The sequence below is a fragment of the Mesorhizobium sp. M0276 genome, assembly GCF_040321755.1.
Lineage (GTDB): Bacteria > Pseudomonadota > Alphaproteobacteria > Rhizobiales > Rhizobiaceae > Mesorhizobium.
This window is the reverse complement of sequence record NZ_JAMYSC010000008.1, coordinates 87136-104039: the sequence shown is the minus strand read 5'-3', so window position 1 is coordinate 104039 and position 16904 is coordinate 87136. Positions and strand designations below refer to the sequence as shown.

Genomic DNA, 16904 nt, shown 5'->3' with positions numbered 1-16904 from the left:
ATTTGAAGTTCCCGCTATATTAACAGCATCACGTTCAGGAACTTTTTAAATCCGCCAAGCCAGGCCATGGTGAGCCTACCACATGTTTCTCTGCCGGCCAAAGAGAGGCGGCGACAAGATCTTACCCATCGATTCATGGGCTTGAAACGCCGCTGTCCTGTTTTACCTGCAAGCTGCTAGAATGGTGGAGTATCGATCGAGGGCGATCCTGGATGTACGTCAGTCTGCAAATCAACAACGTCGATGCCTTGCCCGCTGGCACCTCGACCAGCTACGCGGCGCGCGATCGCGGCTTCGAAATCGGACGCGATGGTTGTGACTGGACCTTGCCGGACCCCGACAAGTTCATCTCGGGTCGGCACTGCGAGGTTCGCTACGAGGCCGGCGCGTTCTGGCTGCACGATATCTCGCGCAACGGCACCTTCATCAATGGATCGAGCCAGCGCATGACCAACCCGCATCGGCTGGGCGATGGCGACCGGATGCTGATCGGCCGCTATATCGTCTTTGTGTCGATCGACGAGGAGCGCGCCACCGCAGGGAAACCCAGCCACGGTCCGACGCAGCGAGACGTGCCGCTCGCGACAGGCCGGCCGCTGGAATTCGGCGAGGGGCCCTTCTTCGATTCCGCGCAGCAACGGTCCGGGCGGCGCGTTCCAGCCGTGCACTCCCCACCCCTGCCCTCAACCAGAGACGAGGTGTTGAGGGAGATTGCGATCGGAGCCGGCATTTCGCCGGAATTGCTTCAATTGCGCGACCGGCATGAAGTTGCAGCCGAAATCGGCGCGGTCCTGCGGGCCGTGGTCGAGGAACTTAGTTTGCTGCTGAAGGCGCGGGCGGCCGCGAAAATGCTGGCCAAGAGTACACAACGAACGATGATCAGCGCCGCGGACAATAATCCGCTGAAGTTCGTTCCAGGGACCGACGATATCCTCGAAATCATGTTTGCCCGACGCAGGACCGGCTATCTTGATGCCAGGCGCAGTATCGAAGATGCATTCCGCGATCTCAAGACGCACGAATTCGCTACCTATGCCGCCATGCAAGCTGCGCTCTCCCGGCTGCTTGACGACCTGTCCCCCGAGGCAATCGGCAGGAAACTCCCGCCTACGTCCTTTACATCGAAGAAGGGCCAGGCTTGGGACGCCTATGTGTCGACATGGCGGACCATGGAAGAGGCACATGAAAACGGCATGCTGGACATCTTCCTGGCGTATTTCAGCGAGGCCTACGCCAAAGCCGACAAGCAAAAATAGGCGATCCCAGGAAACGCACGGCACGGCAGTCGGCGAAGAAAAGTCTCTCCGACGCCCGGGACCCGGTTCCAATCGACAATTTCTGAGATTACGATCGGATACGACAGTTCGCCTAGCGGGTAAGACTCATTGACCTGGGGGTCTGCGGCAAATGTCATGCTACGGCGGAATAGCGTTTTCTAGCCAATCCTCCTCCGGACACTGCCACGGCCGGCCGGGGCTGCCTTTCCTTTACCTGACCAGAAACCGTCTTGCGCCTGTCTCGCCCAATCGTGGGTACCCCGCCAGCACGGACGATCGGCGATGAGCTCGAAGGACGACCCCTTCGGCCTGGCGGGCAAGACCGTCATTCGCGCAAATCCGCGGCGCACGCAGAAATCGCCGCCAGCTCCTGAGCAACCCGTCGCGGGCGCAGACCAACCCTCTGGGGCCAAAGATTCAACCGTGTTCGATCCTGGTGTCGTGCGGCCGCCGGGCTGGGCATCCGGAACCATAATCTATCAGGCTCCAGCCTTGGGTGCTGCGGCAAGCACCAGCTCTTCCGCCGCCCCGCCAAAGCCAGCCATCGAGCAGGCGCTGCTGCTCGGCGCCGCCGACGTCGTCAAATACTCCGCGGCAAACCCTATTCTCGCCGCGGCGGCACCTTTGCTGATGCTGCTCGGGCAGCTCAGGCTCATGTCCGTCGAAATACGAGCGGAGCCACTGGCGGAACATGTCACCGAGACGATTGAAAAATTCGACCGGACAGTGGAGAAGTCAGGCGTTGCCGAAGAGGATGCGCGGATTGCGAAATTCGCCCTCTGCGAAACCGTCGACGATCTCATCGGCAACCTGCCCTGGCCCAGGAGTGACGACTGGGCGCAACACAGCATGCTGGGGCAGTTCTTTCACACCGAGCGCACCGGCACAGGTTTCTACGAAGCACTGAACAAGATACTGGCCAATCCCGAGACGCACTACGATCTGCTCGAACTGATGCATGCCTGCCTGTCGCTGGGTTTCGAGGGCCAGTATCGAGGCGTGAAGCGCGAAGACAACAATCTCGAGCGCGTTCGACGCGATGTCTACGAGACGCTTCGCTACTTCAGGGCGCATGCGGGTGAAGACATCTCGCCGCACTGGCAGGGCTTGGCAGCGACGATGGTACAGTCATCGGCCCGCCTGCCGCTCTGGGTCGTCGCGGCAGCGGGATCGGCGCTGCTGACTGCTGCATTCTTCGCACTACGGGTCTTCATCAGCAATGAAGGCGACGCCGCCGCCGGTGAATTGCTGGCACTCAATCCATCGACGCCGATTGCCATCGAGCGCGCCAGCGTGGCGCCATTGGCCGAGCCGGCGAAACTCACCCCACCCACGGCCACCGGGCAGATCGACCGTATTCGTGCGGCGCTGGCCAAGGACGTCGAAGGCGGCGGGCTGACCATCGGGACGAAAGGCGACTTCATCGTGGTGGAAATCAACAATCTGCTGCTGTTCCAGTCCGGCAGGGCAGAGACGAAGCCGGAATTCCAGCCCATTGCCACCGACATCGCAGCGGCTCTGGAGCACGAGCCTGGACCAATCCGGATCGTCGGCCACACGGATAATGTCAAACCGCGAAAGTCGAGCGCGTTTAAATCCAACTTCGACCTTTCCGTCGCCCGGGCGAAGGCCGTGGAAGCGTTGCTGGCGGCGAAATTCAGCGATCCCTCGCGACTGACGGTCGATGGCAAGGGCGAGGACGAACCGGTCGCCGACAATGCGACGCCGGAAGGCCGCGCCAAGAACCGCCGTGTCGATGTGATGATCCCCAGGGAGGAAACATTGTGACGGCCCGTTGGAAGCACCCATGACGCGTTGGCTGCTGCGGATATTCAGCGTGACCGCGCTGGGCGGCTTCGCGGCGGCGGTGTGGTTTGCCGGCCCCTTGATCCGGTTCGCCGATAGCCGGCCGCTCGGACCTGCCTGGCTACGCGCGACGATCATTGGTGTAATCATGGCGACGCTGGCGCTTTTTTACGGGCTGCGTTTTTGGCAGGCGAGGAAAGCGCAAAAAGCACTTGAAACCGTCATTGCGCACAATGACGATCGTGATGATGATGATGCGCGGGTGCTCGAAGCCCGCATGAATGAGGCCGTGGCGGCGCTCAAACGGTCGAGCGGCAAGCGCAACTTCCTCTACGAGATCCCCTGGTACGTCGTCATAGGCCCGCCGGGTGCCGGCAAGACAACGGCACTGGTCAATTCGGGTCTGAATTTTCCGCTTGCCGGTTCGGGAGACGCCCAACCGGTGGCTGGCATTGGCGGAACACGTGCCTGCGACTGGTGGTTCACCGACCAGGCCGTGCTGATCGACACCGCAGGACGCTACACGACGCAGGATTCCAATGCCGAGAGCGACAAGAAGAGCTGGCTCGCCTTCCTGTCGCTGCTCAAGAAATACCGCGCCAGGCAACCGATAAACGGCGTCATCCTGGCCATCAGCCTTGCCGATCTGATGAGCTTCGACGATCAGCAGCTTGATGCCCACCTCACCGAGATACGCAGCCGGCTGAGGGAAATCCACGAGACGCTGAAAATCCAGTTTCCAGTTTATCTGCTTTTCACCAAGGCCGATCTTGTCTCCGGATTCATGGATTACTTCGGCGGTTTCGACGAGCCACGCAGGCGCAAGGTATGGGGCGCCACATTCCAGACCGCGGAGCGCGACAGGAACATGGCCGCCGGGGCCCCTGCCGAATTCGATGCGCTGGCAAAACGATTGGTGGAGGAGATGGCCGATCGCCTCCAGGAAGAGGCTGATCCGGTCACGCGCATCTCCATCTTCGGTTTTCCGGCACAGTTCGGCGCACTGAGGAGTCGAATTGCCAGTTTTGTCGCTAGCCTGTTCGATCCGACCCGAAGCCAGGTGAATGTCAGCCTGCGCGGACTGTATTTTTCGTCAGGCACGCAAGAGGGAACCCCTATCGATCAGGTGCTGGGCGCGATCGGCCGCAATTTCGGCGGCAATTCCCGCCCGCACTTTTCCGGAACTGGCAAAAGCTTCTTTTTGCATGATCTGCTGACGGACGTCATTTTTGCCGAATCCGGATGGGTTTCGTATGACAAATCGGCCGCAAGGCGTGCGGCGATCGCCAGACTTTGCGGCCTCGGCGCAATAACACTGATCGCTGCCGCCGCGCTGGGTACGCTCGCCCTGAGCTTTGCGGCCAACCGATCGCTGATAGCCTCCACAACTCTTGCCATGGGCCAGTATCGCGAGACGGCGGCCCCATTGCTCAAGACGGCCACGGTTACCGATGTCGACCTTGAAAACGTCATCGGCCCGCTCGACCAGTTGCGCGATCTGCCGGCCGGGTTCGAAAACGGTGACCTGCCGACACCGATCGAAGAGACGTTCGGCCTCAGTCAGCGTGAGAGACTTCTTTCGGCGTCCAAAACGGCCTATCGGCAGGGGCTGGAACGAATGTTCCGATCGCGCCTGCTGATTCAGGCCGAGCGGACGATCCAGGCCAAGATGGCCGATCCCGTCGCGCTCTACGAACCGTTGAAAATCTATCTGATGCTTGGCGGCAAGGCACCGAAGGTCGATGACGCCTTGATCGTTTCCTGGATGAAGCAGGATTGGGAGCAGAACCGCTATCCAGGCGAAAACAATCGCGAAGGACGCGATCAGCTCGAAAAGCACCTGCGCGCCATGCTGGCATTGGACGACGCTTACGATCCCGTCTTCGAACTCAACCGGCCGCTTGTTGAAGCCGCTCAACGTTCTCTCGGGCGTATGAGCCTTGCCGATCGAGCTTCGGCTTTGATCAAGTCGGCGACATACGCTGCGGTGCTGGACGATTTTTCCGTATCCCAGAAAGGTGGGCCGGAAGCGCAGCTGCTGTTCGAGCGCATCGATGGCAGCGATCTGTCAGGGCTTCGTGTTCCCGGAATCTACACCCATTCCGGCTTCAACACCTTCTATCTCCGGCAACTTTCGCGCATTGCGCAGATGCTTGTCGACGAGCAGTGGGTTCTCGGCGGCGGCGGCGAACAAGGCGACATCAACCAGCAACTGCTCAAGCTCGGCCCCGAACTTCTCGATCGCTACGGGAAGGAGTTCGCGGCCGCGTGGAACGGCGTTCTCGACCAGTTGAAATTCAAGGCGATGCTGACGGACAAGCCGCACTACATCGCGCTTTCAGCCGCTGCTTCCCCAAGCTCACCGATGAACCAGCTCTTTTCGGCGATCGCCAACGAAACAGCTCTGACGCGGGACCCAGGTGACGGCAACGGTCCCGGCACCGAGATCGAAGCAGGCACGGCTCAGAACCAGCCGCGCAACGCCGCGGATCTGGCCAAGGGCCTGGCCCGCATCGGCATACAAATCGCCAACGGCAAATCGCAAAGCCGCGCCGGCACGGGGGCCGCCGACGCACGGAACGTCAATCCAGGTGCAAACATCGAAGCGCAATTTAGACCATTCCAGGCCCTGGTGAACGGCCCTGCCGGACACCGCCCAATTGATGCCCTGACCCACAACTTCAGCGATATCTATCACAGCCTGCAACTGGCGGCCGAAGTTCCTTCGCAGACGGAGCGCGTCAGTTCGAACCTGCAGCTACAGATAGCCACGCTTCGCGCCAATGTCTCACGCCTGCCCAAGCAACTCGGCCGGATGGTCAACGCGACGGCGGATGAGTTCGAAGAAAATGTCGCCGAAACCTCGGTAACCAACTTGAACCAGATACTCGACCAGACGGTGACGGCTCCCTGTGAAGCCGCGATCAACGGCCGTTATCCCTTCGCCGGCGACGCCGCCGAGGATGTTGCGATGGCGGATTTCGCGAAATTGTTCGCCCCGGGCGGCTTGCTGGACCGGTTCTTCGCACAAAATCTCGCATCGCTGATCGACATGACTGGCCGGGACTGGAGCTGGAAACAGGATGCGCGCTTTGGACGCGACCTGTCGAAATCGACCCTGAAAGACTTCCAACTGGCCGCGGAAATCCGCAGCGCCTTCTTCCCATCGGGCGGTTCGGTGCCTTCGGTCAGCATCACTTTCACACCATTCTCACTGAACGGCGATGCCGATACGGCGATACTCGATGCCGACGGCCAGATCGTCCAGAGCAACCAGACCGGCAACGCGCCAAGCGCAGTCACCTGGCCGGGCGGTACGGCTTCCGCGTACGCCAGCCTAAGCCTGACACCGGAAATGCCAGGCCGCGAATCCGCCATCAAGTTCGAAGGGCCGTGGGCCCTGAAACGGCTTCTGGACAAGGCTGCCGTCACCGGCGACGACAGCAGCATGCAAGCGCGCTTCGTGATCGGCGGACGCGACGTTTCTTATACGCTCCAGACAGGCTCAGGCTCCAACCCCTTGTTCCTCCCCGCGCTTTCCGGGTTCAGCTGTCCCAAGGCGTTTTGAGATGGGGATGATCTGCTGAGCATGGTGCCGATCCGCAGACCACATACGGTCAAACCTTGGTTTTCCTTAGTTTTCGATACTTTAATGTTCGAGCCTGTGGCAAAGTGGCGCGAGCGAGCGTCCAAAGGTGCGCCGCAGAAGGACGCTTGAAAAGCGCTTGGTGGCAAATTGAATACTGTCGCCCTTCCCATTGAAAGCTTCGGCGTGAGCCACAAAGGCCTTGTCCGTGAGCTCAATGAAGACAGCTATCTGGTCGAGCCACACACTGGCCTCTGGGTGGTAGCCGACGGAATGGGTGGACATGAGGCCGGAGAGGTCGCTTCAGCCAGTATCGTCGATCATCTGGCAACGATCGGCATCGCGAGCTCGGCACCCGATCTCCGGGCGCGCTTTGAGGACAGGCTGAGCAGGGCCAATGCCGAGATCCGCGGCATAGCCGAATCTCGCGGCATAACCATCGGTTCTACCGTTGCCGCGCTGCTGGCAATGGACGGGCGGTTTGCCTGCCTGTGGGCGGGTGACAGCCGCGTCTATCTAATCCGCAACGCCTCGATCTCGCAGATATCGAGAGACCACACCGAAGTTCAGGAGCTCATCGACCGGGGTACCATCAGCGCAGCCGAAGCGCGCACCTGGCCGCGCCGCAATGTCATCACGCAAGCGATCGGCGTCAGCGACGAGATTGTCATCGATTTCCAGCAGGGCGAAATCATGCCTGGGGACATTTTTGTGTTGAGCACGGATGGGCTGACGGCGCATGTCACCGACGCCGAGATCGAGGCGGCGACGGTTTCGGCGACACCTCAAGCAGCCTGCGAGAACCTGCTCGACATGGTGCTGGCGCGCGGCGGAACGGACAACGTGACGATCGTGCTTGTGAAGATCGGAGACCGGCGCGATGGCCAATCGCCTCGTCCAGATCCGCATAGAGCGGAGGCTTGAGGCTCATGAGCGCCGACGATAAGACGCGAATATCGGGGAGCATGGCCAACACCGCCGTAGGCACACAACTCAGCGGCATCTACGAACTCGATGAGCGGATCGCATTCGGTGGCATGGGCGAGGTCTACCGTGGCCATAATATTCAGACCGGTGACCATGTCGCGATCAAGATCGTCTTGCCCGAGTTCGCCCGTGACCAGACGATCTTGTCGCTGTTCCGCAAGGAGGCATTGATCCTCAATCACCTGTCGCATGACGCGGTCGTGCGGTACCACGTCTTCACGATCGATCCCGGGATCGGCCGTCCCTACCTTGCCATGGAATTCGTCGACGGCGAGTCGCTGTTCGACATCATGCGACGTGGCGCGATGCCGACGGCAGATGTGCGCAAGCTCTGCCACCGCCTCGCTTCCGGCTTGAGCGCCGTCCATCAAGCTGGAGCAATACACCGCGACCTCTCCCCCGATAACATCATCCTGCCCGGCGGCCGGGTCGACCGCGCGAAGATCATCGATTTCGGTATCGCCCGGTCGGCGAGCGTGGGCGGTGAGACCCTGATCGGCGGAAAGTTCGCGGGAAAGTACAATTATGTTTCACCCGAACAGCTCGGGCTCTACAGCGGCGACGTCAGTGAGCAATCCGACATCTACAGCCTGGGGCTGGTGCTGGTTGCCGCTTTGCGCGGCAAGCCGATCGACATGAGCGGATCGCAGTTCGAGGTCATCGAAAAGCGCCGGACCGTGCCTGATCTCTCCGACATCGACGACGATTTTCGTGACATTGTTGAAGCCATGCTGCAACCGGATCCGCGAGACCGGCCGGCCAGCATGGCGGACATCGCCAGAATGACGCGTGGCGAAGACGAAGGAACGATGCCGCCGACGTCTATCCCACCACGCAAGCGACCGGTCTTGCCGCTAGCCGAGCAAACCCTTGCTCCTGATCCTAAGGGCCAGCCTCAGCCACCCAATGTCGCGGGACACGACGCGCCGCTGGCGACGGGCACGGGCGAGCGCTTTGTCCCGCATGTCCGGCCCGCGCATTTGACCGCACCGCAGCCATCCCCGGCCGTCGGTCCTCCGCGCGCGGTCAAGGCGGATGTGCCCGCAAAACCCGCAAAGACCCGGACCGTCGCCATCGCCGCCTTGGCGACGCTTGCTGTGGCCTCCGGCGCAGGGCTCTATCTGAGCGGCTTCATGACGCCTGCGACGCCGACCGTCGATAAGATATCGCTTTCCGCACCAGAGCCATCAAAGCCCACGCCAGAGCTGTCAAAGCCGCCCCCGGCGGACACTGCCGCGAACGCCCCCGAGCCGGCGAAGGTAGTTCCGCTCGCGCAGCCGGAGGCCGGCGCACCGCCGGCTGAAAATCAGCAAGATGCAGCGGCAGCTCAAAAGCCCCAGCCGGCCAAGCCCGCCGAAGTCCCCTCGCAGACCGAGGCACCCCCGAAGCCAACTACGGACGTGCAGCCGCCGCCCGAAAAGGCATCACCGGCAATCCAGCCCGATGCGGTGGCCAGCGACAGCCAGACGTCGGCGGCGCCACCTGTCACGACCGCTCCAGCGCCGTCAGCAGCCGAGAGCGTGTCGACGCCGCCGCCGGCCAAGCCAGAGGTTGTCAAGAGCCAAAAGGCCGAGCTACAGACCAACCAGCCGGCACCACCCAAGGCGACCACGCCGGCGCCTGAACCCGCCGCAAGCCAGACAGATACCGCGAAGGCCGAGAGTCAAAAAGCCGCACTACCGGAAGCCAAACAGCCCGACCAGCCTGTCGTCGCGTTGAACGTGCCCAAACCAGGGGTTCCCGCGGCCGTCGACGACATCGCGCAACGGATCTCCTGGGTTCGCGACTTCGGCGGCGGCGATTGTTTTTATGCGACCATGACGTCGGCAACCGACAAGGCCACCGCGATCGAAGGATTTGGAACTGCGGTCCAGCCATTCGAGCGCATGCTGGGCGATTTCCAGGCAAAATTCCACATCGAGCCGGACATCAGCGTCCGCCTCATCGAGCCAAGCCAATGCGAAGTCACCAATTTTCTGCGCTTTCTGGGGCAGACCGCCGCCGACAAGCCGCAGCTTGTTCTCGATCGGACGTCGGTGCCGAACGGCACGCCGGTCAGCGGCACGCTGGTGACACGCGGCGGGCTCGTCTCCAGCGTGCTGCTGATCGATCACAAAGGCATGGTATTCAATCTCGACGACCGCATCGTCGTAGAACCGGGCAAGGCTACTTTCAGCATCCCGATTGGCCTCGGCGCGGCCGACAAAGCCGCCGGAAAGGCCGTGCCGCAGATCATAATGGTGATCACGGGCCTCCATGATATTCAGGCGGCCGCGTTCTCCACGCCGACACCCGCCGCGGTGCTGCTCCCCAAAATTCTTGAAGAAATTGAGACCGATGGGACTCGGTTCTCGGCCACCGCCCAGTATTTCCGGCTCGGCGGATAGCATGGACGCCCGATGGAACTCCGCCGCTCGCGTTCGCCCCGTTCGTCTGCCGACCTGCCCATAGAGCAGCATGATCCGCTTCGAGCCCTGGGTGCCCTGACAGGCCACATGAGGCTTGCAGTCATGGCGGGCGCCGCGCTGCTGGCGGTGCTGTCATCCAGCGAAGCGCGCGCCGAATTCACGGTTTGCAATCAGACACTCGACGTCGTCAATCTCGCCGTCGGCCAGAAGGTCGACAATGCGGACCAGACCGATGGCTGGTGGACCATCGGCGCCAATCAATGCGTGAACGTCATCCGCGAGGAACTGACGAACCGCTACATCTACATCTATGCCACGGACGTGTTCGGTCATGCGATCCTCACCGGATCGACAGAAATGTGCATCGAGCGGCGCCGTTTCTCGATACGCGGCATCGATGAATGCTGGCAGCGCGGCCATATCGCGGCGCAATTTCTCGAAGTCGATACGCTCGAACAGGTCCGCTGGACCTTCTTCCTGACCGGAAGCAATCCGTGACGCACAATATCGACACGAGCTTCAGGCACAAAAAGCAGGCGCGCGCCGCCCTTCGCAGGCGCGCGCTTTGGCGCAGGCTTATTGCCGGTCTCGCGGTGGTTCTCCTGCTTTCGATCGCCGCCGGTTTCTACCTCACCGCGGACTATTGGTCGTTCGGCGACGAAGATGAGGAGTTGCACGCGGTCGAGGGAGTGGATGATGTGCCGGCCGATGCATCCGTCTATGTGCCGGCCATCATCGACCTTGCCGGGGATCCAATGTGGATCACCCTGGCGCCCGATGCCGGCGCCGCAACGAAAGGCCGAACGATGCCGCGCCCGGCGGAACTCGATCAGGCCGGCGTTTCTCCCCAGCTCGAAATTCTGTCCGACGTCATGCTTAGCGCCAGCGAAAAATTCATGACGACGATACCGTCGACGCAGGAGGATTTCGCATTCTTCCAGGCGCAAAGAAAGACCGCTACCGCACCATCCGGCGATCTCCAGAACGATCTTGAGCCATCACCCACCGCAGAGGAATCCGCGGCGGTTCCGGACCAGAAGGCGGACGCCGACGATCCCGAAGCCGGCTGGGGTGAGACAATCGACGCGGGCGATGCTGCCCTTCCCGCATTCCAGAAGACCCAGATCGAAAACAACACCAGCGTCGCGGTCGTCACGAATGACTATCAGCGGTTCGAGGCGACCGAGGACATGTTCGTGAAAACCCTCAACGACCGCAGCCTGGACAGCGTTGTGCTCGATGCGCATTTCTCCGCCGACGATGCCAAGCTGGCAGGCGAGGCCCTGAAGGCGCTTTTCAATCGGGACAGTCTGGAACCGGGTTATGTGGTTGCCATGCGCGGTTTCAGGCCGAGCCGCGGGACGACCACGATGTCTCTCATGCAGGTTTCGATCTACGCCAGGAACGTGTTCGTCGGCACGCTGACGCGCAATGCCGCCGGCGCGTTCGTGTCGGGCGTCGATCCCTGGGTCCGCGAAGACCTGTTCAATTATTCGGGCGCACAGGCGGAAGGCACGCACAAAAGGCAATACCGTCTGCTCGACGCGATCTACTCGACGGCGGCCCGCAACAATGTCCCGACCGGCGTGATCGGCGAAGCGATCATGTATCTCTCGAGAGGACAGGACTTGGACGCCTTTGCAAGCGAGGACCAGCGCCTCGTGCTGATCTATTCGCAGATGCCGCGCGGCAAGGACGAAGGTGCCGGGCGGGTGCTGTATGTGGGTGTCCAGGGCAGCGAAAAGAGCCTCGACTGTTTCGTCTTCCAGCAGAGCGACGGCCAGTTTGCGTGCGTCACCGGTGACGATCAGGTTCGCTCGCTGACGGTAACCAACGGCATGGTCACACCGGTCAACGGGGTTATGACCTCCACCTTCGGGCCACGCAAGCATCCAATCCTCGGGACCGTTCGCATCCACAAGGGCGTCGATTGGGCGGCTCCCGTTGGCACGCCGATCGCAGCGGCCTTCGATGGCGAGATCACCTTCCAAGGCGATGGCGGCAACTATGGCAATCTGGTGAAGATTTCGCACGGAAACGGGCGCGAGACGCGCTATGCGCATATGCAGAAATTTGCAATCCCGGCCGGCGTCGGCACCAAGGTGAAAGCCGGCGACATCATTGGATACATCGGCACCACCGGCCTTTCGACCGGGCCTCACCTGCATTTCGAACTTTATCAGAATGGCGAGGCGATCGACCCGCTGGGCAGGGTTACCGCGATCGCTTCAGACGATTCCGCTGTCGAAACGCTCACCGACCGCATTGTTCATGTCGAAAGTGGCGGCAGCGCTCGCGCCAAGAACCCAAATTCTTCAGCGACCGGCGCCGGCCAGTTCATAACCAAGACCTGGATCAGGATGATGAGCACCTATCGCCCGGAGCTTGCGCGCACGCTGTCGACTGCCGACCTGCTCGCTCTGCGCTACGACGCCACGATCTCGCGCGAGATGGTGCGCAATCTGGCGCGCGAAGGCGAGGCCTATCTTCGGGCGCGCGGTCACCAGATCACAGCTGGACGGCTCTATCTCTGTCATTTCCTGGGGATGGAAGGCGCGCATCAGGTGCTGGCGGCGACAGGTTCGGCGCAACTGAGCGCCGTGCTGGGTTCGGCCGTCATCCAGGCCAATCCGTTTCTCACCGGCAAGACAGCCAGCTACGTGGTGGACTGGGCCGAAAGGAAAATGGGCCAAAAACTAAGCCGTGTGGCTACAGACACGAGCCCGCAGACCACGCAGATCCGCCAGACATCGCCGGAGTTCGAAAAATACAAACAGGCCGTCACCGCCCTCATAGGCTCGATTCAGAATACGCTTTGACCTGGCCGCGCGGCATGAGAGTCTCGGACTGTTGATGATCCCCATCCCGATTCCATCGGGATGGAACAGGCTTCAGAGCGTTTCATGGAAACGCCGAACCGCGCACTCTGTTTGTTTAACGCAATCCGGACGGAAAACCGTTTCACACTTTTGCCGGCTTTATTCCGTCTTTATCCGCATTTCCACACGGCGGTTCACGGGATCGTACGGGTTTGGGCTGCGGGGATTTTTTTCGCCCATGCCGATCGCATTGATGCGCGCGGTCTCAATCCCGCTGGCTGTCAGGAAGGTCGCCACCGATTGCGCTCGTCGCTGCGACAGGCCTTCGTTGTAATGCACGGTGCCGGTGGCGTCGGTGTAGCCTTCGACGACGAAGTTGAACGTGCGCAGCCGATTGTCCTTCAGGGCCTTGGCGAATTCGGTGAGTTCAGCGCGCGCAGTCGTGTCGAGCTCGGCCGAATCCAGCCCGAAATTGATCAGCATGTCGAGGCTGGATTTTCCTGCTGGCGCGTCATTTGCCTTGGTCTGGCTTTTGCACTCCTCCTCGGAGCCGACACAAATTCCTCGCGACTTGCCGAGATCGGCCGCACCGGCAAAAAACTTCACAATGTCTTCTGATTTCTGAACGGGATCGGCGGAAGCGTGGGTCGAGAAAAACACGACCGCCAACACAAAAGCTGAACTGCTCCACTGCATAGCGGCTCCTCCTGTTTGAGCAATCCGATTTCGATGATCGCGATCATACCAAATTCCAAGGCAACTGTCTGTCGACAAAACATTGAGGGCACGACAATGCCGCGAGTTGTCGGCGCGTCACAGGATGAGACTTGACCCGCGCCGCGCGTGAGGCTTGAGTGGCCAGAGCTCCTCGATGAAAGCGTGGCGGTCATGGCCAATGGGCTCCGGTTCAAAACGGCACGGGATCTTTTCATGGCCTGTCCTGCTGTTGCCCGGGACATGAGAGCCCTTCCAACCGACCAGCGCTCGATCGAGTTCTGCCGCGACCTCCTCGCCGGGCGCGTTCCCGAGGAAGCGATTACATTTTGTGCCTATCTGCTTCCAGAGCGGGCCGCGGTCTGGTGGGCCCATGAATGCCTGAGCCACCTGACCGACCTGTTTGATGAGACCGATCACGGTTTGCTCGCGCTTGTCCGCGACTGGGTGGGTGAACCGGACAGCCCGCATCATCGGGCAGCAGTCAGTGCGGCCGCGGCGACACAGCCAACGACGCCGGTCGGCTGGATTGTCCTGGCCGCGGGATGGCGTGACAATGGTTCGGCCAGGGCCGCGACGATGGTATCGGCCCTGCAACCATTTCCTGCCGCCCATGCGGTCAATGCCGGGATTCTGACCGGACTGGCACGTGTCGCGCTAGCCGACCGGTTTGCCGTTCTTTCGGCCTTTGTCGAAATGGGCATCCAGATGGCCGAGATCGAGGCGCTGCGCCAATCAGCGGATGCGTATTAAAGCATTCACCCCGGCACAAACTGGATGGATGCCATCAACGCCCTGTTACTTGCAGCCGCCTTGAGCCCATTTGGCAAGCGCCACCTTGAAGCGTGTTCCGAGCGGATGCTGCAGGCGCAAAACAGAGACATCGTTGGAGGCGAAATTTTTCGCCTGTTCGCACAGCCGGGCCTCGTTCCACTGATGGCAGCCGTCGCAATGCTTGCCTTCCCATACCGACTTGTCGAGCCCCTCCACCGGACTGAAGCGTGGCTTGCCCTTGATGAGCTCGGCAATGCTCTTGCCGTCGATTTCCGGATCGCCAAAATCGATCGGGTGGTCGAAAAAGATGGGGTCGTCCGAGGCAAGCTTCGGTATCTTCTGACGAAGCACATTGAGTGCGAGTTGGGCGTCGTCACCGGGGCCGGCCGGATTTGCCGTGGCGTTGCGCCCATCCGAGCCGCCTTCCGGTTGCTGAGCGCTCGCCTCGCCGACGATCAGCGGCGCGTTGAGATCGATCTTATGCAGGACGACCTCGGTGGTCAGTGAGACATTGGTCCAGGGGCGCTGTTTGCCGGCGGTTGCCTTGAAGACATCGGCGGTAACGCGGTTCATCGCTTCGGTGATGGAAACATTCGTTTCGCCGATATGCGCGAGCAGCGCCGAAGCAAACGGCGAATGTTCGCCCGACCCGTCATAGGCGACCCGATCAGGACTGGTGGCGAACGCGACAAGCGTGCCCGCGCCACCATTCTCGATCGGAATTTCGGCAAGGCCGCTCCTTGCTCCCTTGACGCCGGCGGTCTTTGCCAACACATCGGCAAGCGGATTGTCACGGCAGGCGTCGAGGAAAATCAGCCTTATGCTGGTCTCGCGTGACATTTGCCGCAAGATGAAATCCACAGGCACCGCCTCGAAGTCGAGCGAGGTCTCGTCCTCAAGTGCTGCATCGATCGGAAGAAGGTAGTTGCTGCCTGAAACCTGCAGCCCATGGCCGGCGTAGAAGAACAGGGCGATGTCGGCGCCGCGAACCTGCTTGGCGAACTGCGCAATCGTCGTCTGGGTCTGCAGTTTGGTCAGGTCGAAGCCGGAAACGACTTCAAAGTCCAGGTTCTTCAGGCGTTCGGCCATGGCCTGGGCATCGCGTACCGGATTGGTCAGCGCCGGGGCATGCTGATACTGGGAGTTGCCAAGGACCAACGCGACACGGCGTTCGGCATTGGCGGCCGACAAAGTCAAAAGTAATGCCAGTGCTGCAAGCCCGATGCCGCGCATAAGGCCACCACAACGGGCGATCAGATCGAAACTCACCGGGACAACGGATCCTTCCTCAGTTGACGAGCTTGGTGGCGGAAAACTCGATCCGCCGATTGAGCGCCTTGTTCTTCGGCGTGTCGTTGGCGGCAACCGGCCGCTCCTCGCCGTAGCCGGTCGCCGCGATCTGCGTGCGAGGAATGCCCGCGGCGACAATGGCATCGGCAACCGCCTCGGCCCTCCGCTCCGACAAGCGCTTGTTCTCGACAGGCGACCCATCGGAATCGGTATGTCCGGAAACCTCGACCTTCAGGCCCGGGCACTTGCCAACGACACCGACGACCTCCGCAAGCAGCGGACGGCTTTGGGTATCGAGCCGCGCGCTCGCCGTTCGAAAGTAGATAGCCCCGGTGCGCGACAGCACCGCAAACCGGTTGAGGCACTCCTCGTCGCTGAAGTTCGTCTTCGCGGCATCGGTGGCGACGGGTCCGACATCGGCGGTCTTCGCCGCAACAGGCTGGACAGCAGCCGGCGTGCTGCCGTCAGCGGTGAACACGAAATCGAACGACACCGATGCGGTCGGAACAATGTTGGTCACATTGGCCGCCTGCTGGAGTTTGTCGACATTCGGCAATAGCCCGAAGTCCTCCACATGCACGGCGACCGGAGCCTCCGAAGCGACCGATACCATGTCGTCGCTGATCATGGTCACCACGACGTTGGCCTCAAGGTTCTTGTCGACCCCGTGCAAGTTGAGACGGAACGGAAGCACCGCCTTCACACGTCGCTTGGTCGGCAGGTCGGCAAACGCCGCGGGATCGACCTTCGCGGTCAGTTCGGCGGACGGAAACTTGAATGTCTCGAAGAAAAGGAACCGCATGCGGACATTGCGAAGATCGACCCCCGTATCGACCGAATTGAGGTCGAAGGTGACTTTGGCGTCACCTCCCGAAGTAAGGCTGCCGGAAATATTCCTGATCTTGTTGGTTTCGACGATCGTGTTCTTCTTGACCGACTGATAGGTGAGCACCGACGCGGCGGGATCGAGCGTCCAGTTCGCCTGTGCGTTCGCGGTTCCCAGTCCGGGCAAAAGCAGCACGGACAGCGCAACGATCAAGCCAAGTGCGTTTATGGCGAGCCGACTTCTCGACCGTATTTTCCAGCAGAATCCGACGACTTCGAACATGGAACCCCCCTGCCTAGAGCAGTTCACGCTTTCACGGAAACGGCAAACCGCTCCATCTGTTTGTTTTGACGCAATTCCGGACGGAAAACCGTCTCTTTTCCTGGAATTGCTCGGTGCCGATGGAGAGCATAGAAC

11 protein-coding genes are annotated in these 16904 nt (G+C 61.1%); 8 read left to right on the top strand and 3 right to left on the bottom strand.

Features of this window, described 5'->3' with window-relative positions; genetic code table 11:
• Nucleotides 1-212: 212 nt before the first annotated feature.
• From tagH to NKJ01_RS08695, 7 genes are all read left to right on the top strand, one after another.
• Complete coding sequence (tagH, locus tag NKJ01_RS08725; protein ID WP_352727474.1) at nucleotides 213-1256, top strand: type VI secretion system-associated FHA domain protein TagH; 1044 nt, start codon at nucleotides 213-215, stop codon at nucleotides 1254-1256.
• Nucleotides 1257-1559: 303 nt separating this feature from the next.
• Nucleotides 1560-3065, top strand: coding sequence for a type VI secretion system protein TssL, long form (gene tssL / locus NKJ01_RS08720; RefSeq protein ID WP_352727473.1), 1506 nt, complete (start codon nucleotides 1560-1562; stop codon nucleotides 3063-3065).
• 19 nt (nucleotides 3066-3084) lie between these two features.
• Entirely contained in the window at nucleotides 3085-6651 is a 3567-nt protein-coding gene (gene tssM / locus NKJ01_RS08715; protein ID WP_352727472.1) for a type VI secretion system membrane subunit TssM, read from the top strand.
• 168 nt (nucleotides 6652-6819) lie between these two features.
• Entirely contained in the window at nucleotides 6820-7593 is a 774-nt protein-coding gene (locus NKJ01_RS08710) for a PP2C family protein-serine/threonine phosphatase (protein ID WP_352600931.1), read from the top strand.
• A gap of 5 nt (nucleotides 7594-7598) precedes the next feature.
• Nucleotides 7599-10043: a serine/threonine-protein kinase gene (locus NKJ01_RS08705; protein WP_352727471.1), complete on the top strand. Its 2445-nt coding sequence runs from the start codon at nucleotides 7599-7601 to the stop codon at nucleotides 10041-10043.
• A gap of 108 nt (nucleotides 10044-10151) precedes the next feature.
• The gene (locus tag NKJ01_RS08700; protein ID WP_352600927.1) at nucleotides 10152-10562 is read left to right on the top strand and encodes a DUF1036 domain-containing protein; all 411 of its coding nucleotides are present in this window, start codon (nucleotides 10152-10154) and stop codon (nucleotides 10560-10562) included.
• Nucleotides 10559-12883, top strand: a complete 2325-nt coding sequence (locus NKJ01_RS08695; RefSeq protein ID WP_352727470.1) for a M23 family metallopeptidase — start codon at nucleotides 10559-10561, stop codon at nucleotides 12881-12883. Before NKJ01_RS08700 ends, NKJ01_RS08695 begins: the two co-directional genes overlap by 4 nt.
• Nucleotides 12884-13042: 159 nt before the next feature.
• On the opposite strand, the gene NKJ01_RS08690 is transcribed toward NKJ01_RS08695, so the two are convergent.
• Entirely contained in the window at nucleotides 13043-13579 is a 537-nt protein-coding gene (locus NKJ01_RS08690) for an OmpA family protein (RefSeq protein ID WP_352727468.1), read from the bottom strand.
• A gap of 192 nt (nucleotides 13580-13771) precedes the next feature.
• Here NKJ01_RS08690 and NKJ01_RS08685 point away from each other — a divergent pair, with 192 nt between their 5' ends.
• Nucleotides 13772-14350 (top strand): DUF6931 family protein, encoded by a 579-nt coding sequence (locus NKJ01_RS08685; RefSeq protein ID WP_352601145.1) that lies wholly within the window; start codon nucleotides 13772-13774, stop codon nucleotides 14348-14350.
• Between the two features lie 45 nt (nucleotides 14351-14395).
• Here the strand turns inward: NKJ01_RS08685 and NKJ01_RS08680 are convergent, their stop codons facing one another.
• Nucleotides 14396-15640, bottom strand: a complete 1245-nt coding sequence (locus NKJ01_RS08680) for a caspase family protein (RefSeq protein WP_352727466.1) — start codon at nucleotides 15638-15640, stop codon at nucleotides 14396-14398.
• 19 nt (nucleotides 15641-15659) lie between these two features.
• On the bottom strand, nucleotides 15660-16769 hold the full coding sequence (locus tag NKJ01_RS08675; protein WP_023758876.1) for an OmpA family protein: 1110 nt from the start codon (nucleotides 16767-16769) through the stop codon (nucleotides 15660-15662).
• Nucleotides 16770-16904 lie beyond the last annotated feature (135 nt).

What these genes read in the sequence shown, in the direction of transcription:
- tagH (WP_352727474.1), top strand. Translation starts at nt 213, where the DNA reads ATGTACGTCAGTCTGCAAATCAACAACGTCGATGCCTTGCCCGCTGGC.
- tssL (WP_352727473.1), top strand. Translation starts at nt 1,560, where the DNA reads ATGAGCTCGAAGGACGACCCCTTCGGCCTGGCGGGCAAGACCGTCATT.
- tssM (WP_352727472.1), top strand. Translation starts at nt 3,085, where the DNA reads ATGACGCGTTGGCTGCTGCGGATATTCAGCGTGACCGCGCTGGGCGGC.
- NKJ01_RS08705 (WP_352727471.1), top strand. Translation starts at nt 7,599, where the DNA reads ATGAGCGCCGACGATAAGACGCGAATATCGGGGAGCATGGCCAACACC.
- NKJ01_RS08700 (WP_352600927.1), top strand. Translation starts at nt 10,152, where the DNA reads ATGAGGCTTGCAGTCATGGCGGGCGCCGCGCTGCTGGCGGTGCTGTCA.
- NKJ01_RS08690 (WP_352727468.1), bottom strand. Translation starts at nt 13,579, where the DNA reads ATGCAGTGGAGCAGTTCAGCTTTTGTGTTGGCGGTCGTGTTTTTCTCG.
- NKJ01_RS08685 (WP_352601145.1), top strand. Translation starts at nt 13,772, where the DNA reads ATGGCCAATGGGCTCCGGTTCAAAACGGCACGGGATCTTTTCATGGCC.
- NKJ01_RS08675 (WP_023758876.1), bottom strand. Translation starts at nt 16,769, where the DNA reads ATGTTCGAAGTCGTCGGATTCTGCTGGAAAATACGGTCGAGAAGTCGG.